The following is an 18,784-nucleotide window of genomic DNA, read 5'->3' on the forward strand; positions in this document are numbered from 1 at the left end:
CGGTTAGGGTTAATGGCCGGTAAAGGCGGGCGGCCCAAGCGATGGCAACCGACAACAGACGGCCGGTTCCGGTGCTTTTAGCTGCCGCTTGCGCGTAAAACCTGAGAGGTGCTTACCGTAATATTAACGGCTGAGTTACCATATTTGTTTACGGTGTATACTGACTAAAATACCGGAGCAGGATGCATGTCCGTTCAATCCGCGGCCGCAGATGTCGACGTCGATCTCAGGCAGCTCTTTGCCAGCCTTGCGAGGAATTGGCTGCGCATTCTTGTCGTCGCGCTGGTTGTAACCGGCCTGGCGTTCGCGCTCACCTGGCTCGCCACGCCGCATTACCGGGCCGAAACCCGGCTTTTGATCGAAACGCGCGAATCGGTCTACACGCGCCCCGACGGCACCAATGACAACGACAAGCCTATACTCGACGAGGAAGGCGTGACCAGCCAGGTCGAGGTCATTTCCTCGACCGACATCCTCAAGCAGGTGGCGCAGAAGCTTGATTTGTCGCGGCTGCCCGAGTTCGACGAGACGGCGGATATGCCGGCGTTGAGCCGTCTGCTTGTCGTCGCCGGCCTGAAGAGCGACCCCAACGAGATTCCGCCGGAAGAACGCGTGCTGACGATGATGCGTGAGAAGCTCAACGTCTATCGGGTTGAAAAATCTCGCGTTATCGTCATCGAATTCTCCTCGGAAGATCCCCGGCTCGCCGCCGCAATCCCGAACGCCATCGCCGACGCCTACATCTCCGTCCAGGGCAATGCCAATATCGAATCGAATTCCGCCGCAACCGACTGGCTTGCGCCGGAGATCGCCGACCTGTCGAAGCGGGTGAAGGATGCCGAGGCCAAGGTGGCAAGCTACCGCGCCCAGTCCGATCTTTTGATGGGCGGCAACAATTCGGTGCTCGCCACGCAACAGCTTTCCGAACTGTCCAGCGAATTGTCGCGGGTGCGGGCCAATCGCGCCTCGGCGGCAGCGACTGCCGACAGCGTGCGCAGGGCGCTGCAGAATGGCAGCTCGCTGGATGCGGTACCGGAGGTGCTGTCGTCCGGACTGATCCAGCGGCTGCGCGAGCGGCAGGTCGAGCTCAAGACCAACATCGCCGACCTTTCCACCTCCTTGCTCGACAATCATCCGCGAATCCGGGCGCTGAGGTCGCAGCTTGCCGATCTCGACCGCCAGATCCGGAACGAGGCGGAAAAGATCATGACAGGGCTGATGACGCAGGCGCAGACCGCCCAGGCCCGCGAAAACCAGCTTGTCGCCGACGTCAACACGCTAAAGGCCGCATCGGCGCGCGCCGGCGACCAGCAGGTCGAACTGGACGCGCTGCAGCGCGAAGCGACCGCCCAGCGCCAGCTGCTCGAATCCTATCTCACCCGTTATCGTGAGGCGTCCTCGCGCAAGGACAGCAACTATCCGCCGGTCGACGCCCGTGTCTTTTCCCGCGCGGTGGCGCCGTCCCAACCCTATTATCCAAAAATCCTGCCGATCATCGGTGCGGCCTTCGTCGGCTCGCTGCTGGTCATGGCGATCGTGACGCTTCTGCAAGAGCTGTTTTCGGGTCGCGCCATGCGGCCGGCCGCCGGCGCCCGCTTCGAGCGGATCGAACAGGTCGCGATGCCGGTTGCCCGCGAACCGCCCAATCACGAACCGTCCTATCACGAACCGCCCGATCACGAGCCACCCAATCAGGAATCGGCCGATATCGAAGACCTTGGGGATCGGATGGCGGAAGTCCAGGCAGAGCCGCAAGCGGCTGCCGCGGCGCCAGCAACTGGCCCCGCAACTGGTGACGACGTCGGGCCGGCGCGCCGCAGCCTTGGCGAGGTCGAAATCGACAAGGCGGTGGAGAAACTGATCACAAGCGGTGCGGCACGCGCCATATTCGTGTCGCCGGAAGGCGACGAGGCGGCCGCCTCGGCGGTGCTGGTGGCGCGTGAGGTTTCCGACACCGGCCTGCGCGTGCTCCTGCTCGATCTCACCGCTTCGGGCGCCGCTTCGCGGCCGACGCTGGACAGCAGGCTTTTCCCGGGCATCACCGATCTGCTCGCCTCCGAAGCGCAGTTCAGCGACGTGATCCATGCCGATCTCTATTCGGACTGCCACGTCATTCCCGTCGGCAACGCCGATCCGGTTCGCGCCATGCGCGCCGCCGACCGGCTGCCGATCATCATGCAGTCGCTGACCACCGCCTACGATCTGGTCGTGGTCGAATGCGGACCCACCGACGCGCAAGGCATCAGCCGCCTTGTCGGCGAGGGCACAGAAGTCTTCCTGTCGCTGCTGGAGCCGAACGACGAGGTGGCGCAGGCCGCCGTCGAACTGATCGAGAGCGGCTATCCCGACCTGACGCTGGTGACGCCGGTCGGCCATCAGACGCCAGGGACGCCGCTACCCGGACGGCGCTCCGCCGCCTGAGACAGTTCGATAATTCTCTTGAACGTTGTCGACCAGAGTTTGCAGCCGTGGCGGCAATAGCGTGCTCTTGCCTTCTCCCCTTGTGGGAGAAGGTGGATCGGCGCGCAGCGCCGAGACGGTTGAGGGGTGTTGGCCGGATCGCTGTTGGTGCCAAGCTGGAACACCCCTCATCCGACCGAGCTTCGCTCGGCCACCTTCTCCCACAAGGGGAGAAGGTGGAGCCAATCGCGAACGTCAGCGATTTGCGTGACGATGGTGCTGGACGCGCGCCAAGGCCGGGTAATCTCGCCCGATGCCGCATCAGCCCGTCGCTCCGACCAAACGTCGTTTCGCCCGCTCGATGCGCCGCGAGTCAACGGAGGCGGAGGACCGCCTGTGGCACGAACTGCGCGGACGCAGGCTCGACCGCATCAAATTCCGGCGTCAGGTTCCTATCGGCAGATTCATCGCCGATTTCGTTTGCGCCGAGGCCAGGCTGATCGTCGAGATCGACGGCAGCCAGCATGCGGATTCAAACTATGATCGGGAGCGAGACGCCGAATTGAAGGCGAGGGGCTTTCGTGTGCTGCGCTTCTGGAACGACGACGTGCTGCGCGATTTGAACGCCGTCTGCGATACCATCATCGCTTATGTCGGCGACCAGAGTTTGCAGCCGTGGCGGTAATAGGGGAGCCAAATCACTTACGTCCCGGAATCTCGGCAGCGTTCAGCTGTCGTCTTCGCCCGTTGCTGGCACAGCCTGTCCGGCCGTCTTGCGGCGCAGCATCTTGGTCAGCTTCCAGATCGTAGGGCTGTTCTTGACGAAGGCTTTCAGGCGCGCGCCCTGCCGCAGGACAAACACCAGCGCGCGGCCTTTTGCCGTCAGCGGAATCAGGACCTCGAAATGCCGGGTCTCGATATCGCACCACAGCCGCTTGTAGGGTTCGTCGCCGACCGAGAAATCATAGACATCGAACCCGCTCTCGCAGGCTTCCTCGATGTTGTCGAAGAACAGGAAGTCGCCGGGGCTGGTATGGGCAAGGTCGTCGTCGGCGATCGCTCCGAATTCGCAGATCAGGCGTTTTCCCGAGCGGCTCGATCCGGTGACGGCGCGAAGCTTGCCGGCGACTTCGAGCCCATGCAGCACGAAGGACGGCTTTTCGTCGGAAAGCGCTTCGACGAACAAGGCGCGGAAGAAAGCGCGAACCTGTGGCTCGCCGAAGACGTTGGCGATGCCCATCTTGCGGAAGCGGAACTCCTTCATCTCGAAAAACGTATCGAGCAGCCTGTTCACCTCGTCCGCCGTCCGGGCCTCGATGCGGCGGTGGCTGCCGACGGCCCCAAACTTGCGCGCCTGCGAGCGGTGCCTCTTGCGCCTGCGCTTGCCGCTCGCGCGCGAGAGCAGCGCATCAAAACCTCCCGCCAGGTCTACGGCCAGCGACAGGTTGGGGCTGGGAAAATGCGGGAGGGATAGAAGCGGATTGGCAATGCCGTCGAGATCGGGCAGCAGCCGTTCCAGCGCGACGAGGTCGATGTCCGGCCGTGCCCTGGCGATCGCCGCCAGCATCGAGCGGATTGCTGCAGCATCCGCCTTGGTCAGCCAGGACGGGTCGGCGGCGGCGAAATTGCCGTTGGCATGGCGGCCGCCCATGAAACGGGCGACGCGTAACGGACCACGGCTGGTGACTTCCAGCGCCAACCAAAAAACCGGCCGGCCGTCGCCGCTCAGCGTCGCCAAGACGGTGTCCGCTTCGGCATGTCTGGCCCAGTTCAGGATCCAGGCCGGGCTCTGCGCCGGCGCGAACAGCGCCGAACCGCAGAACTCGGCATAGGCCGCAAGTGCCGCACCGTCAGCGACCGACACCGACAGGCCGGCATGATCCGCAGGCAACGCGCGCGGCGCCGCCTGCATGGCCTCGAGCCGATTGCCGTCAAATGACGCGGTGGCGTCAACCATACCTCAATCCTTTAGGGCGTATTCACCGCGATTGGGGCGCGCATAGGCGCATTTCGTGCTTGGATAAGCCTAGGCGCAAAAGGTGAATGAATGATCGACGGGGGTGAGGCAATCCGGAAACTGGCGCTCAATGTCGTGCGCTATACCGGTCTTGCCCCGCTGGCCAAGCCGTTTGTCGGCGGCATCGGCGCCGTCCTGATGCTGCATCGGGTCACCGCCACGCCGGAAAAGCCTGATAGCGTCAACCGGCATCTCAACATCGCGCCTGAGTTCCTCGACGCTGTCATCGCCGACATGAAGGCGCACGGCTATGCATTCGTCACCCTGGACGAGGCGATCGAGCGCATCAAGGCCGGCGGCAAGGGTGGCCAGTTCGCGGCGATCACCGCCGACGACGCCTATCGCGACAACAAGACCGAGGCGCTGCCGGTGCTGGAAAAGCACGGCGCGCCGATCACCATCTATGTCGCGCCGGGGCTGATAAACGGCGCCGCCGATCTATGGTGGGAGGTGGTCGAGGACATCGTCAGCGCGCGCAACCGGCTGGTTTTGACGACAGCGAACGGTCCGGTGACGATCGACTGCTCGACCCCGGGCAAGAAAATCCAGGCCTTTGCGCGCCTGCACGATTATCTGACGCTGGAGGTCCGCGAGGAGGACCAGCGCGCGGTGCTGCGCGAATTGGCGCGGTCGAACGGTATCGAGTTGGGCGCGCGCCAGAGCATGTTGATGAACTGGGACGAGATCCGCGCCATGGCAGGGCATCCGCTGGTGACGATCGGCGCGCACACCGTCAATCATCGCAATCTGAAGCGGCTTTCCGAAGCCGATGCTCGGCACGAGGTCGATGACGTCAGGGGCATATTGCAGGCCGAGCTTGGCAAGGCGCCGCGCCATTTCGCCTATCCCTATGGCTATGCCAGCGCCGTTGGTGACCGCGAAGTCGGCTTTGCCCGCGACGCCGGCTATGTCTCGGCGGTGACGACACGCCACGGCGTGCTGCGCGCCGAACATGCCGGTTTCCTGCACGCGCTGCCGCGTATTTCGGTCAACGGTCGCTATCAGAGCGTTGCCCATATCCGCACGATGCTGTCGGGCGTGACGACGCCGCTGGCCAACGCCGGAAAGATGCTCGTCACCATCTAGTGGTGAGACACTCCGGTGGACCGCAAGAACAGAGCCCTGAGGGCCATCCCTGATGCGCGCCTTCGTCGCCTCCGGGTTCTCAAGCCTGCACTCGGAAAGCCCCGGACGCACATCCGACGATCGTCCCTTGCATGTGCCGCTCGGTTTCTCCCACACGAGGTCCTGACCCAGGTCGGACTCCGGAGCCGGAAGTTCGCGATAGGCGTCGAAATTCTGCTTGAAGACGCTACTGTCGACCACGACCAGGGCGTATTGCATTGCGGCTATTTCCCGAGGACTTCCAGCGTGTCAGCGACGAAGCTCCAGCCGTCCGGCGTGACCACGAATTCCTGCGCGCTCTCGTCGACGGTCAGGTAGCCCTTCTTGACGAGCGCACCCGCGACCAAGACGTCGGGCCGGAAATAGGTCCCGTGCATCTCGATGCCGCGCAGCGGGATGCGTCCGCCGGAGAAGACGAGGTAAGGGCGCGGGCAGCCTATGTGATGGGTTTCGGTAGCCGGCACCGGCGCCAAGCCAACACGTGGATGGCCGGCATCCGAAACCCATCACATAGGCTGCCATCGGGTTGCTACTGGCAGAACGCACACTTTCTCCCCCGTTGCGGGCGGTTTCGAGATCGATCGTGGCTGGGATGCTTTGTGCCGACGGTTCGACGGGTCGTATCGTCCGCAAGAGACCGGAGTGCATCTAAAGCTAGTCTGGCCGACCGAACCACCGCACGATTTCATAGGCAGGCATTGGGCGGCGAAAACCCTTCAGCGTCAGATCGCCAACAAGAACGGATTCGACCAGCGCCTCGACAGCGCCGAGGACCCGTTGGCTAACGAGAATCTGGCGGGACTTGGCGGCCTCGCACAATCGGGCGGCATGGTTCGACACGGTGCCAATGACGGCATAGTCCGAGCGCCGATCAAAACCAATGCGCCCGATGGTTGCGTGGCCCCTGGCAATGCCGATCCCAAAGCCAAGCAAATAGTCCCGCTTGCGCCATCGTTCTGAGTGCCCGTCAATCGCGTCGCGCATCGCAGCCGCCATTGAGACAGCTCTCTCGCTGTGGTCGGCGCATGGCAGTGGATCGTTGAAAACCACGACGATACCGTCGCCCACGAACCTCTCGAGAGTCCCCTCGTGGCGGACAATTTGTTCACCAAGACAGGAATGATACTCGGCAAGAACTGTCATGACTTCTTCGGGTTCGGCGGTCTCCGCGAAGGCTGTAAAGCCGCGCAAATCGCAAAAGACAACGGTCACCTCGCGACGGTGGCTCTGCAAGAGCGCATCTCCATTGCCCGCCGCAACGATGAGGTCGGCGACCTGCTCGGGCAGGAACCGCCTAAGCCGCGCCATTCGCTCGAGCTCCGTCACCTGCTCAGCCACGGTTTGCTCGAGCGAGCGATTCCAGTCGGAAAGCTGCGCGGCTTGGTCCTCAAGGCGTTTGGCTTGGCTCGCGACAGTGTCGTGAAGCGCCTTCTGGCGCAGCATCGAGCGCACCCGTGCTAACAGCGCCCTGTGCTCGAAGGGCTTAGTCAGGTAGTCGTCGCCACCGGCGTCCAGCCCCTCGACCACGTCGCGCGTGTCGGCTTTCGCGGTGACCAGAATAACGGGGATCGATCGCAGCGAATGATCGTGCTTGAGCATGCGTACCACACTGATGCCGTCGAGCTTCGGCATCATGATGTCAAGCAGGATCAGATCCGGCGTGAGTTCGCGGGCTTTCGCAAGCCCCTCTTCACCATCGGCGGCGGTTGCAACTTCGTAGCCATTCGCCTCGAGGCGCATGCGCAGGATCTCGAGGTTTTCCGGAGTATCGTCGACCGCGAGAATGCGAGGCGGATCGTGCACGGCGCTGCCTCCCTCAAGAAAGGAACCCGCGAATCTCGGAAAGCAGCTGACGCGGACTGAATGGCTTGGCAATGTAACCATCGCACCCAGCAGCAAGGGCCTTCGCCTCGTCGCCCGACAACGCATAGGAGGTGACGGCGATAATCGGAATGTGCCGGAGCGCCGGGTCGGCCTTGATGCGGCGAGCCGCTTCGTACCCGTCAATCACAGGGAGCTGAATGTCCATAAGGATCAGGTCTGGCTTGTGCACTCCGGCTGCAGCGATGCCGGCGGCGCCGTCCGCCGCTTCGATCAGTTCGTATTCGGTGGTGGCAATGAGATCGCGGATGATCTGGCGGTTGTCCTCGGTGTCTTCCACCATCAGGATTCGTTTGCTCATGCGGCCCTCACGTCCTCATTCACCCGGATTGGTACCTTCAGACGGAATGTCGACCCCGACCCAATCACGGACTCGACGTCTATGGTTCCGCCATGCATTTCGACGATGCGCTTCGAGATCGCCAGGCCAAGACCCGTACCGCCCTTCTGCCTGGTACTGCTGTTGTCGACCTGCTGGAATTCTTCGAAGATGAGAGCCTGGTCCTTGGACGCGATGCCGGGACCGGTGTCTCGGACGGTCATCTCGAAGTGCCCGTCAACCGCATCGGCAAGAATGTCGACCGCGCCCGTTTCGGTGAACTTGACGGCATTGCCTGCAAGATTGAGCAGGACCTGCGTCAAACGGCGTTCGTCCCCGCGGCCGATTGGAAGGTTCTCGGCAACAGTCGTTGAAAGCTCAAGACCCTTCGCTCGTGCCAGCGGCTCTACAGCCGTAAAGGTCGATCGAACAATCTGCGCGACGGAGTAGTCCTCAATCGCCAGCGTGAGCTGGCCGGCTTCGATCTTGGAAAGGTCGAGTACGTCGTTGATGAGCCCGAGGAGGTGACGGCCGTTTGCCTGCACGCGCGCGACGGTCGTCTTTGCCTTGTCGGGGAGTTCGCCGTAGATGCCGTCGACCAGCAGTTCTGTGAAGCCCAAGACCGAATTGAGCGGTGTCCTGAGCTCGTGGCTCATATTCGCGAGGAACTGGGACTTGTGGCGGCTGGCTGCCTCCAGCTCCCGGCCTTTCTCCTCGATCTCGCGGAACAGCTTGGCATTCTGGATCGCGAGCACCGATTGGGCTGCGAAGGTCTCCAGCAGGTGGACAACTTGCTCATCGAAGGCACCTGGCTTGTGGCGCCTGACGACCAGTGCACCGACGATCTTGTTGGGCCTCAGCAGCGGAACGATCAGGATACCACGATATCCGGCGTCGACGATCGTCTTTCTTACTAGGAAGGATGAGGTCTCCTCGCTGAGGTCGGGAAACTGCACCGGCATGCAGCGCCCGGGCGCGTCGCCGATCCCCATGTCGGGCAGCCCGATCGTCTGGTGCGAGACTGCGGCGATAAGCTCATCGCTCATACCGAAGTTTGCGCGCGGACGGAATTGCTGCCGCGTGCTGCTGAACACGTAGATGGTGCCAGCATCCGTTGCCGACAACTGGACCGCCTTGGCAACGATCGTCTTCAGCACCGTGTCGAGATCCAGCGTCGAATTGACCGCCTTGCTCACCTCACCAAGAGCCTCGAGCTCACCAACAGACGCGGCAAGCTCGCGAGTCCGTGACTGCACCGCCTCGAAGAGCCGCGCATTCTCGATGGCGATCACGGCCTGGTCGGCGAATGTCTCGACGAGGGCGATCTCCTTGGGATTGAAAGGTTGCGGCTCAACCCTCGTCATGACGAATACGCCAACGAGATCACCTTCCCGCAACAGCGGGGCAGCGAGGACGGTGCGGAAGCCGCCTGCCTCGGCGATCAAGGCAACGCGGTAGTCCGGATCAGCGGTCACGTCTTCGATTTGGACGATCCGCCGTTCTTCGATTACGCGCCCTACGGCGGAGCCTCGGCCTGCGGCAAGGGCCGGAGTTGGATTGGCGTCCACATAAGCACGGAAACTGGGCGGGTAGCCATGCGCCGACACATAGCGGAATACGCCATCCAGCGACTGCACGATACCACCCTTGTCGGCACGGCAGAGCCTGACAGCCGATTCCACCAACGTATCGAGCACGACCTGCAGATCGAAGGTAGAGCGGCTGATGACCTTCAGAACGTCTGCGGTGGCTGTCTGCTGCTGAAGGGCTTCGTCGAGCTGCTGGGTGCGCGTCTCAATCTCCTGATACAGGCGCCCCAGACGGTCGGAAGTCTGGTTGACGTTAGCGGCGAGTACTCCAAGTTCGTCGCGATTGGCGACGGCAACCTGTTGGGCGAAGTCGCCGGCCGCTATCTGGCTGAGACGCGTCTCGATCTTCTTGACCGGTTCGATCAACGACCAGGAGATAATGTAGCCGAGCCCCAACGCCAGCAGGATACTGCCCACCGCGAACGAGACCACGATCAGTCTGGACGTGCCGTACGCACCCTCGGTCATTTCGATGGCCGCCACCATGTCGGCTTCGGCCATGTTGACCAGCTGGTTTGTCAGCCGCTCTAGGCTATCAGCCGACGGTATGATTTCATCAAGCTGAACCTTGCGCGCCTCCTCAGTGCGGCCGGCGCGGACGAGCTCTGCCACGTGCGTCACCCCGGCCGTCAGCCGCTCGTACTCTTGCCTGACCTGGCCAAGCACTTCCACCTCGGCTTTGGCGACGAACTCCATGCGGTCGAGGTCGTAGCCAAACTGATTGAGCTGGCGCAGCGCCGCATCCAGCATCCTGTCGTCCTGAAGCAACAGGGCGGTGGAGATGCCGTAGAGCTGGGTGGTCGTATCGTGCTGTACCTGGCGGTAGGCCGCGATCCTGCGCTGCAGCTTGATCAGCTCGTTGGTCTGATCGTTCACCCCACTCAGCACCTGCAACCCGACGGCCCCGAGCACGATCAGCAGGCCGACGATCGACAGGAACGCGATCAAGAGCTTGGTCTGGACGCGCGCCGGCAGCCGGGCAACCCAGCCAACGAGCCGGTTCGTTATGCTATTTGGATTCGTCCAAGAGGCTGAGAAGGTCATCCCGGAACTCCTCCAGGTCGAACCGGACACCAAGATACTGTACTCGCAAGATGCCACCGGGGTCCACGAGCGACGTCAACAAGGTATGGTCGATTTCTCCGTTCGCCGCCTTCTTCGCGATGACCCCGTATTTCCGTCCCACCTCATGGACGACCGCCGGATCACCGGTAAGAAAGGACCAGCCCTTCAGGTCGGCGCCAAAACTCTGCGCATATTCCTTCAGGACATCGGGCGTATCGCGCTCCGGGTCGACGGTGATCGAAACGAAGGCGATTTTGGGTCCGAATGCACTATCCAACTTTTCCTGCACGCTGGCCATATGGGCGGTCAGCATGGGGCAGACATCGGTACAGTACGTATAGATGAATGAGACGGCGACCACCTTGCCGCGAAAGTCGTGCAGCGACACTCGCACACCGTCCTGCGATACCAAGGTAAAGTCCGGCGCCTGTCCGATCGTCGGCAGGCGCTCGTCGTGCGGCGCGTCGTGCGCGTGTGCCGGCCCGGCCATCAGCACCAGCAGCAAGATGCGCGCCGGCCACTCGCTCACGTTTTCATCTCGCGCTTGACCTCGTTGAAAAGGCGCCAATCCGTGCCGTTCGCGATGATCTCGTTTGGGCTCGATTTGACAATCCCGGCCTCATGCAGCCGCAGCGAGAAGAACCTCATCGTGTCCTCGGGATCGAAGTCGCGCCAATTAGAGTATGGGAGCTCGCGGAGCGACTGCACGGCGTAGTCGTATTGTTCGGTGTGTCCGCCATCCACCAGGAGGCGTGCCACCCGTTCCGGTTCGGCCGCGCAGATGTCGGCCGATTTGATGATGGCCCGGATGACGCGCTTGGTGGCAGCTGGATTTTTCTCGGCATAGGCGGCATTGACCGCCAGCATGCAGCAGTAATATTGCGACCACGGCCGGTCCTTGGAACTGTCGAGGATGACGTGACCGACTTTGCGAGCGCGGAGGTCTTGAGCCTCAGGCGGAAAAGCCAGGAAGGCGTCGACCTTGCCTTCGGCGAAGAGCTCCGCCGGCTTTGCTTCGCCGACGATCCATTCGATGTCGCGTTGCGGATCGAGGCCGACATAGGTCGCCATCGCACTGACGAAGATATGCGGATCCGACGACAGATTGCCGCCGACGCCGACTTTGCGGCTCTTGAGATCCGCGATGCTCTTGATGTCCTCCCGTCCGAACAACTCGTAGCAGCCGACATGTACTCCGGAGATCACCTTGATCGGGGCGCCAGTGTCGACCGGAATGATTAGGGCCGTGGCAAAGTCTATGCCGAAATCGATGTCGCCGCGCGCCAGCATCTCGGTCTGGGCGATGCCGGCCTCGGCGGCCACGAAGCCGAAATCCGAGAACCCCTCTGCGCGGATAAGATCCTCGGCGACGTACTGCGGAGCGATGCAGATACCAGGCGCCGCCGCAAAGCGGGCGACCGTGGTTTCAGGTGCCGCTTCGGCGGCGGTCGCGTTGCGGCCCCTTACAAGGCCCGCACCTGCGAGCGCGGACAGGCCTGTGAGGAAACGGCGACGGTTCTGGACAATCTGCACGAGTCTCTCCTTCCCTTGAAAAAGGCACCGCGTGTCGGCGATAGTTCTACGTCTTCAGCTCACGCTTGAGCTCGGCGGTTCCGGATGATCTGCATTAGCCTCTCCTTCCCTGATGGGGCACGGCGTGTCGGCGATCGCCTACGTCTTCAACTCCTGCTTTAGTTGATCGAGAAAGCGCCAATCCGTTCCGGTGGCGATTATCTCTTGCGGGCTCGACTTGATCATGCCCGTTTCGTACATGCGCAGCGCGTAGAAGCGCATCGAGGCTTCGGCATCGAAATCCCGCCATCTGTCGTACCGGATGTCGGCAAGCGTTTGCAGCGCGAGTTCGTAGCTGGGGACGAAACCTCGATCGACCATCTGCCCTGCAGTCCATGACGGATCTGAGACACAGAGGTCGGCGCCCTTGAGAATGGCCCTGAGCACGCGCTTCGTCGCCACCGGATACCTGTCGACATAATCCGCAGTCGCGGAAATCATGCAGCAGAAATGCTGCGACCAGGGCGGGTCGGTGGTCGAGTTGAGGATCGTGTGGCCTACTTTCCTGGAGCGAAGTTCCTGCGTGCGGGGCGGTTGGCCGAGCACTGCATCGTACTTTCCTTCGACGAAGCCTTCCGCAAAATTGTGCTCTTCGATGACCCATTCGATGTCGTTGACGGGATCGAGCCCAACATAGGCGGCCATCAGAGAAACCAACACGTATTGCGGCGAATCAAGCGTAAAGACCCCAACCCGCTTTCCCCGCAGGTCCGAGATGCCTTTGACGCTGTCGTTGGCGATCAGTTCGAGGCACCCGGAGTGCAGTCCGCTTAGTACCCTGATCGGCACTCCTGCATCGATCGACGCCAGATGAATCGGCACGTAGTTCACACTGAAATCCGTCTCGCCGTTTGCGATCCACGCCGAATGATCAACCTTCTTGTCACCTTGCACGTAGCGGAGATCGGTGAACCCCTCGGCGCGCAGCATCTCTCCGGCGAGGTACAGGCCCGCCCAGCAATAGGCGCCGCCGATGTACCGCGGCAGGCGGACCGAGGTGGTCTCCGGCAGCGGCTCAGCCCAGGCGGGTGTCGAGGTGCCGATGAGGCCCGCGGCGCTGGCGGCCGCAGCGCCGGCTAGGAAACGGCGGCGGTTCTGGATGAACTGCATGTCTACGTCTCCCCTTGAGACAAATGGGATCAGGTTTTCAGCTCACGCTTCAACTCTTCGAGGAAGCGCCAGTCCGTTCCGTCGGCGATGATCTGTTGCGGGCTCGATTTGATCATGCCCGTCTCTTGCATGCGCAGTGTGTAGAACCGCAGGGAGTCTTCAGGATCGAAGTTTCGCCAGCGGTCGTACCGGATATCCTTTAGCGTTTGCAGCGCGTAGTCATACGACGGGACGAAATCGCGATGGACCATCTGCCGGGCCACCCACTGCGGATCCGACACGCAGAGGTCGGCAGCCTTGAGGATGGATCGCAAGACCCGTTTGGTCGCCACCGGGTGCCTGTTCACGTAGTCCGTCGTCGCGGAGATCATGCAGCAGAAATACTGTGACCATGGGCGGTCGACGGCATTGTTGAGGATCGTATGGCCGATCATCTTGGCGCGCAGCTCCTGCGGCTGGGGCGGCGTGCCGAGGAATGCATCGATCTTTCCTTGGACGAAGAGCTCCGTCGGGGTGGCGTCTTCCGTAAGGACCCATTGGATATCGTTCACGGGATCGAGCCCGACATAAGCGGACATGAGAGTCAGCCACACGTGTCGCGAGTTATTGAAACCATCCACGCCCACCCTCTTGCCCCGCAGATCCGCGACGCTGCGGATGCTCTCCTTGGCGATCAGTTCGAGGCATCCCGAGTGCAACCCGGTCAGCACCTTGATCGGCACGCCGGCATCGATCGACGCGATCTGGTTCGGTGGAAAGTTCACAGAGAAATCGGTCTCACCGCGTGCGATCCATTCCGATTGGTCGACGCTTCTGTCGGCTTCGACGTAGCGAACGTCGGTGAAACCATCTGCGCGCATCAGTTCTCCGGCGATGTACGCGCCTGCCCAACAGTAGGAACCACCAACCCACCGCGGCAGACGAACCGTGGTCGTTTCCAGCGGCGGTTCCGCGTGGAGTGACTCGGGAAGGCCGACGATACCGGCAGCGCCTGTCATTGCAGCGCCGGCCAGGAATCGGCGGCGGGTTTGCATGATCTGAATCGGAACGCTCCTCTCTTCCGAACTGCAAAAAGGCAATTCTGGCCGAAACCGAGCAAAAGAGGTTTCGGCAGAGGCAGGTGGTCTCGTGAGCGCGACGAGTAGTTGATCTAGCGCGCTCAGTCCGATGCGGGAGTCTTGCGCTCTCAGTCGTCGGCTCATCTATTAGCAATCGACGATATGCCACGATACGCCCAATTTGCGTTGGTTGCGAGCGCAAAACTTACTCCGCCAAAGGTCCTGCCACTGTCTCGCGGCCAGGAGACCGTTTGCGCGGTTGCGAATGCCACTTCGAGTTTACCGCGCGGCCGGATCGAGTCATCGACGTTGAGTCCCAAGAGACTTGCCGCCATCTGGGAAGATGCGTTTCGATCTTAAGCTCAAGTCCGTTGGCCAATGGGACGATCTGGGCCATTTGCGCCTGCGCGCCTCGTCCGTATGTACCGCGCGGGACAAGGTATACCACATGCGTCACTTCGTCTGTGAACCGGTCGTAGTCCTGTCGGACTTGCCCGAATAGTTCCGCATCTTGCGTAGCGACGAGCTCCATGCGGTCAAGGTCGTACCCAAACCGGCTGAGCTGGCGGAGGGCCGTGTTCAGCACCCTGTCGTCCTGAAGCAAAAGCGCGGTCGCGATGCTGTAGAGCTGGTTTGTCGTGTCGTGCCGAACCTGGCGATAAGCTGCGATCTTGCGCTACAGCCTGGTCAGCTTCATTTGTTTGATTATTGACCCCGCTCAGCACACGACGAACGGTTTCTGATGATTGCGCCAGCGCCCAATCGCATTCTTGTCGATCGTCGGCCTTCTGATCGCACTTGGGGCCGTCAGCCTGCAGGCGCCGCGTCATGTGAATGCGCCGGCCAAGCAATGAGCAGGGCCAATAACAAGACGCGTGCCGGCCACATATTCATGTCTTCAACTCGCGCTTGAGCTCATTGAGGAAGCGCCAATCCGTGGCCTTGGCGATGATCTCCTGGGGACTCGCGGCGATAGCGCCGGCCTCGCGCAGGCGCAGTGCATAGAAGCGCACCGTGTCTTCCGCGTCATAGTCCCGCCACCGCTTGTAGGGGACCTCGCCAAGGGCTTGGAGCGCATAGTCATAATTAGCGGTGAATTTTCCCTCGACGAGACGGCGCGCGACCATGGCGGGGTCGGCCACGCACAGATCGGCTGCCTTGAGAATGGCACGCATCACCCGCTTCGACGCGACGGGATTGGCGGCGACGAAGCCGGGATTGCCGGCCAGCAGGCAGCAGAAATACTGCGACCACGGCCGATCGAGTGCACTGTTGAGGAGGACGCGGCCAGCCCCCTTGGCGCGCAGCTCCTGCGGCTCCGGCGGAAAGCCGAGAAAGGCATCGACATCACCACGCAGGAATAATTCCTTCGGCTTCACGTCGGGATCGCTCACCCAAACGATGTCGCGCACCGGGTCCAGCCCGACATGGGCCGCTATGCTGACGATGAATAGATGCGGACTGGATCCGAGTGCCTGGACACCGACTTTCCTGCCCCTGAGTTGGAGGATGCTGTCGATGCCTGGCTGGACGAACAGCTCGAAACAGCCCGGATGAACGCCGCCCATCAGTGTCAGCCTGTGCCCCTGATCGACGGCGACAATCGTGGGCGCGACGAAGTTCAGGCCAAAATCGATCTTGCCGCTCGCTGTGTCTGTCGCCATCACAGTGCCAGGCTGGGTCTCGACATAATCCACATGCGTGAAACCCTCGGCATACAGCAGATCCTCCGCGACAAATTGCGGTGCGAGGCAGATGCCGAAAGTCTTGCTCAGACGAATCCGGCTGGTCTCGGGCGGCGGCTCGGCGCTGGCCGGGGTCGCGGCGCCGACGACGCCGACAGCACCGGCTGCCGAGAGGCCGGCCAGAAAGCGGCGGCGGCTTTGGATGATCTGCATCAGAACGCTCTCCGAACCGCGAAAATGGACCGGAATCGAGCAAAGAAATCCGGCAGAGGGTGACATCTTGTCGGCGCGCCCGAAGGCTTGTGAGCTAGAGCGCGCTAGCCAGCGATAAACATTCATACGCCTTATTTCGGCTTCTGTCAGTGGCGGCTTCGAGCTGCTTCTGGACGGCCGAGCTTACCCATCCCGGAACGACCGGATCGGATCACGTCACGACAATTTTCCCACCGAGCTGAGGGTCCGCTATTTAAGATCCCGGACCCAAAGCTGTCGGTCTGCAATCGTTTTTCGGAAGCCAGAAGTTGCCACTCCGCTTCGCCCCCCAAACGGGACGTCTGAGTAGTGGTTCGGCAATAACCACTCTGGCGCTACCTGTGCGTTCCGATCGGCGACACGGAAGGCAGAAAACCATCCTGAGCTGCCCTACACGTCGGGTAGCAAGCGTCAGACTTTCACCGCGGCGGCGAGCAAACCTCAGTTCTTCGGCCGCGGCGGCTCCAGGATCAGCCATTTGATGATGCCCATGGCCGGCAGCACCCAGAGCATGCCGCTGAGCAGGAAGAACAGGAAATGCGCCCACGGTCCCGATTCCGCCAGTTGCGCAACCGCCACGATCGATGCGACCAGCGCATAGACGATGACCAGCGCCACCAGCAGGATTGTTCCGATCAGCTTTTTCAGGCGAATGGGCATTTCGCGATCCGGTTGATCCCTATCGCTTAGGCCCAACGGAAGAGGCACGCAACAGCCAAGAAGCGGCGCGACGGCGTGCCGCGCTGTCCGGTCTTGCCAGTTGGATTGCGATGGTTCACCAATCCGCGACTGCAACCTGCCGGGACAAGACCATGGCTGCCATAGCTGCCGCGCCTTTCGTGACCCGCGACCGCGACCTGCGCAACCGGGCGCTGGTGCGCGGCTGGCTCTACGTCGTGCTCCTGGTGCTGTTTGTGCTGGTGCTGGTCGGCGGCGCCACCAGGCTCACCGAATCCGGCCTTTCGATCACCGAATGGAAGCCGATCCACGGCATCATCCCGCCGCTCAACGACGCCGAATGGCAGGAGGAATTCCAGCGCTACCAGCAGATCCCGCAATATGCCGAGCTCAACAAGGGCATGAGCCTCGAAGCGTTCAAGTCGATCTTCTGGTGGGAATGGTTGCACCGGATCCTGGCGCGCGGTGTCGGCGTGGTTTTCGCCGTGCCGCTGGTGTTTTTCTGGGCGACGCGCCGCATCGAACGCGGTCTTGGTCCGAAATTATTGGGCATTCTTCTTCTCGGCGGCCTGCAGGGCGCGATCGGCTGGTGGATGGTGGCGTCCGGGCTGGTCGACCGCGTCTCCGTCAGCCAATACCGGCTGGCGACGCATCTGACGCTGGCGGCGCTGATCTTCACCGCGACCATGGTGGTCGCGCGTGGATTGGCCCCGCATTCCGAGCCCGCGGCCGACCGCTCGACCCAGCGTCTGGCCGGCTTTCTGGTGCTGCTGGCGCTGATCCAGATCTATTTCGGCGGGCTGGTCGCCGGGCTCGATGCCGGCCTGAGCTACAACACCTGGCCGCTGATGGACGGCAAGCTCATCCCCGGCGACCTGTTGATCCTCGAGCCGGCATGGCGCAACTTCTTCGAGAGCCCGAAGACGGTCCAGTTCATCCACCGGCTCGGCGCCTACGCTATTTTCGTCGCAGCACTTTGGCACATGATCGCCACGCACCGGCGCCAGCCCGGCACCACCCATGCGCGCCGCGCGACGCTGCTGTTTGTGCTGGTGCTGCTGCAGGCTCTGATCGGCATCGGCACGCTGCTGATGCAGGTGCCGCTGCACATGGCGCTGACGCATCAGGCTTTCGCGCTTGTCCTGTTGGGCTTTGCCGCAGCGCATTGGCGCGGCACCAAGGGCGCTTATCCCATGCCCAACCAGATCGCCGTCAGAGGCTGAGCCGCACCGTCCTGATCGCCGTGGCAATGGACAATTCGCGGCTTTCCTCGACCGCATTGCCGTCTTCATGATGCCATGACGCCGACAGGCAGCCATAGGCGATGGCGTGATCCAGAATGGCTGGCGGCGTCTGGCCGAGCGTTCTGGCGAAAATCTCGGCCATGTCGGCAATCCGCCGGGGATCACGGCAAAGCTCGTCGCGGCCGAGCGGATTGTAGAACATGTTCGCCGCGTCGAAGCCGGGATCGCCGAGAACGCCCTTCGGGTCGATCGCCAGCCAGCCGCGCGCTCCCAGCATGATGTTGTCGTGATGCAGGTCGCCATGCAGCGGCAGCACCTCGACAGGATTGGCCAACAGCCGTTCCGCGGTCGCAGCCGCTTCGACGTAAAAGCTCTTTTCGCCGGCGTCGCGATCGATCTTCGCCTTGTTGAACAGACTGGAAAACCGCACCCGCAACGGCTGAAGGTCTGGTGGGGCAGGGTGGTCGGATGGCGAGAACAGTCTTGCCATCACTTCGGCCGCGATTGCTGTGGCGGCATTGTCGCCCTGCTCGGCGAGAACCTGTGACAGCAAGGTTTCACCGGCATATTCGAGCAGCATGCAGTGGCCGTCGCGGCCGAGCAGCCGTACCGCGCCTTCGCCGCGCCGCCAGGCGAGGAAATGCTCGCCGCAACTCGTCCTCGACGTCGTCGAAAGCTTTGAGCGCCTTGACGATCGCCGGCGAGCCGTCCTCGCGAACAACCTTCCAGATGCGGCTGCTGAACGTCTCGGCAATCAGTTCTGGCGCGTCGACCTTCCAGCGGCCTGGG

The 18,784-nt window shown here is 62.2% G+C and carries 15 protein-coding genes and 1 pseudogene; 4 read left to right on the forward strand and 12 right to left on the reverse strand.

The window, feature by feature from the left end:
* Nucleotides 1-186 precede the first annotated feature (186 nt).
* Both AC0L3D_RS08970 and AC0L3D_RS08975 read left to right on the forward strand, forming a co-directional pair.
* Entirely contained in the window at nucleotides 187-2,421 is a 2,235-nt protein-coding gene (locus tag AC0L3D_RS08970) for a GumC family protein (RefSeq protein WP_473643924.1), read from the forward strand.
* A 292-nt stretch (nucleotides 2,422-2,713) separates the two neighbouring features.
* Nucleotides 2,714-3,085, forward strand: a complete 372-nt coding sequence (locus tag AC0L3D_RS08975) for an endonuclease domain-containing protein (protein ID WP_023798374.1) — start codon at nucleotides 2,714-2,716, stop codon at nucleotides 3,083-3,085.
* Between the two features lie 42 nt (nucleotides 3,086-3,127).
* Here AC0L3D_RS08975 and AC0L3D_RS08980 read toward each other — a convergent pair whose 3' ends face one another.
* A complete protein-coding gene (locus tag AC0L3D_RS08980; RefSeq protein WP_473643926.1) occupies nucleotides 3,128-4,357 on the reverse strand; it encodes a GNAT family N-acetyltransferase in 1,230 nt (409 codons plus the stop codon).
* Nucleotides 4,358-4,447: 90 nt separating this feature from the next.
* Here AC0L3D_RS08980 and AC0L3D_RS08985 point away from each other — a divergent pair, with 90 nt between their 5' ends.
* Nucleotides 4,448-5,503, forward strand: a complete 1,056-nt coding sequence (locus AC0L3D_RS08985) for a polysaccharide deacetylase family protein (protein WP_473643928.1) — start codon at nucleotides 4,448-4,450, stop codon at nucleotides 5,501-5,503.
* Nucleotides 5,504-5,766: 263 nt separating this feature from the next.
* Here the strand turns inward: AC0L3D_RS08985 and AC0L3D_RS08990 are convergent, their stop codons facing one another.
* The 10 genes from AC0L3D_RS08990 to AC0L3D_RS09035 all read right to left on the reverse strand — a co-directional run bounded on the left by AC0L3D_RS08990 (nucleotide 5,767) and on the right by AC0L3D_RS09035 (nucleotide 16,733).
* Complete coding sequence (locus AC0L3D_RS08990; RefSeq protein WP_128169998.1) at nucleotides 5,767-6,006, reverse strand: hypothetical protein; 240 nt, start codon at nucleotides 6,004-6,006, stop codon at nucleotides 5,767-5,769.
* A gap of 190 nt (nucleotides 6,007-6,196) precedes the next feature.
* Complete coding sequence (locus AC0L3D_RS08995) at nucleotides 6,197-7,441, reverse strand: adenylate/guanylate cyclase domain-containing protein (protein ID WP_473643930.1); 1,245 nt, start codon at nucleotides 7,439-7,441, stop codon at nucleotides 6,197-6,199.
* On the reverse strand, nucleotides 7,359-7,724 hold the full coding sequence (locus AC0L3D_RS09000; RefSeq protein WP_128175946.1) for a response regulator: 366 nt from the start codon (nucleotides 7,722-7,724) through the stop codon (nucleotides 7,359-7,361). Before AC0L3D_RS09000 ends, AC0L3D_RS08995 begins: the two co-directional genes overlap by 83 nt.
* Nucleotides 7,721-10,279, reverse strand: coding sequence for a GAF domain-containing protein (locus AC0L3D_RS09005; protein ID WP_287375949.1), 2,559 nt, complete (start codon nucleotides 10,277-10,279; stop codon nucleotides 7,721-7,723). The genes AC0L3D_RS09000 and AC0L3D_RS09005 overlap by 4 nt, the downstream gene beginning before the upstream one ends.
* Before the next feature lie 61 nt (nucleotides 10,280-10,340).
* A complete protein-coding gene (locus tag AC0L3D_RS09010; RefSeq protein WP_473643958.1) occupies nucleotides 10,341-10,892 on the reverse strand; it encodes an SCO family protein in 552 nt (183 codons plus the stop codon).
* Between the two features lie 29 nt (nucleotides 10,893-10,921).
* Nucleotides 10,922-11,929: an ABC transporter substrate-binding protein gene (locus AC0L3D_RS09015; protein WP_473643932.1), complete on the reverse strand. Its 1,008-nt coding sequence runs from the start codon at nucleotides 11,927-11,929 to the stop codon at nucleotides 10,922-10,924.
* 138 nt (nucleotides 11,930-12,067) lie between these two features.
* Nucleotides 12,068-13,078, reverse strand: coding sequence for an ABC transporter substrate-binding protein (locus AC0L3D_RS09020; RefSeq protein WP_128170004.1), 1,011 nt, complete (start codon nucleotides 13,076-13,078; stop codon nucleotides 12,068-12,070).
* 29 nt (nucleotides 13,079-13,107) lie between these two features.
* Nucleotides 13,108-14,112, reverse strand: coding sequence for an ABC transporter substrate-binding protein (locus AC0L3D_RS09025; RefSeq protein ID WP_287375954.1), 1,005 nt, complete (start codon nucleotides 14,110-14,112; stop codon nucleotides 13,108-13,110).
* A gap of 914 nt (nucleotides 14,113-15,026) precedes the next feature.
* Nucleotides 15,027-16,034 carry an ABC transporter substrate-binding protein gene (locus AC0L3D_RS09030; RefSeq protein WP_473643934.1) on the reverse strand — a complete coding sequence of 336 codons (1,008 nt, stop codon included), beginning with the start codon at nucleotides 16,032-16,034 and terminating at the stop codon, nucleotides 15,027-15,029.
* Nucleotides 16,035-16,514: 480 nt separating this feature from the next.
* Nucleotides 16,515-16,733, reverse strand: a complete 219-nt coding sequence (locus AC0L3D_RS09035; RefSeq protein WP_023798362.1) for a DUF2842 domain-containing protein — start codon at nucleotides 16,731-16,733, stop codon at nucleotides 16,515-16,517.
* Between the two features lie 152 nt (nucleotides 16,734-16,885).
* Between AC0L3D_RS09035 and AC0L3D_RS09040 the strand changes: the two genes are divergently transcribed.
* On the forward strand, nucleotides 16,886-17,974 hold the full coding sequence (locus tag AC0L3D_RS09040; protein ID WP_128170007.1) for a COX15/CtaA family protein: 1,089 nt from the start codon (nucleotides 16,886-16,888) through the stop codon (nucleotides 17,972-17,974).
* Here AC0L3D_RS09040 and AC0L3D_RS09045 read toward each other — a convergent pair.
* Nucleotides 17,964-18,726, reverse strand: a pseudogene (locus tag AC0L3D_RS09045) (aminoglycoside phosphotransferase family protein). The gene AC0L3D_RS09040 and the pseudogene AC0L3D_RS09045 overlap by 11 nt on opposite strands.
* Between the last annotated feature and the right edge of the window lie 58 nt (nucleotides 18,727-18,784).

The organism is Mesorhizobium sp. WSM4837 (assembly GCF_055811435.1).

Excerpts from the sequence above, each read along its gene's own strand:
- AC0L3D_RS08970 (WP_473643924.1), top strand. The coding sequence starts at position 187 with ATGTCCGTTCAATCCGCGGCCGCAGATGTCGACGTCGATCTCAGGCAG.
- AC0L3D_RS08975 (WP_023798374.1), top strand. The coding sequence starts at position 2,714 with ATGCCGCATCAGCCCGTCGCTCCGACCAAACGTCGTTTCGCCCGCTCG.
- AC0L3D_RS08980 (WP_473643926.1), bottom strand. The coding sequence starts at position 4,357 with ATGGTTGACGCCACCGCGTCATTTGACGGCAATCGGCTCGAGGCCATG.
- AC0L3D_RS08985 (WP_473643928.1), top strand. The coding sequence starts at position 4,448 with ATGATCGACGGGGGTGAGGCAATCCGGAAACTGGCGCTCAATGTCGTG.
- AC0L3D_RS09000 (WP_128175946.1), bottom strand. The coding sequence starts at position 7,724 with ATGAGCAAACGAATCCTGATGGTGGAAGACACCGAGGACAACCGCCAG.
- AC0L3D_RS09020 (WP_128170004.1), bottom strand. The coding sequence starts at position 13,078 with ATGCAGTTCATCCAGAACCGCCGCCGTTTCCTAGCCGGCGCTGCGGCC.
- AC0L3D_RS09025 (WP_287375954.1), bottom strand. The coding sequence starts at position 14,112 with ATGCAAACCCGCCGCCGATTCCTGGCCGGCGCTGCAATGACAGGCGCT.
- AC0L3D_RS09030 (WP_473643934.1), bottom strand. The coding sequence starts at position 16,034 with ATGCAGATCATCCAAAGCCGCCGCCGCTTTCTGGCCGGCCTCTCGGCA.
- AC0L3D_RS09035 (WP_023798362.1), bottom strand. The coding sequence starts at position 16,733 with ATGCCCATTCGCCTGAAAAAGCTGATCGGAACAATCCTGCTGGTGGCG.
- AC0L3D_RS09040 (WP_128170007.1), top strand. The coding sequence starts at position 16,886 with ATGGCTGCCATAGCTGCCGCGCCTTTCGTGACCCGCGACCGCGACCTG.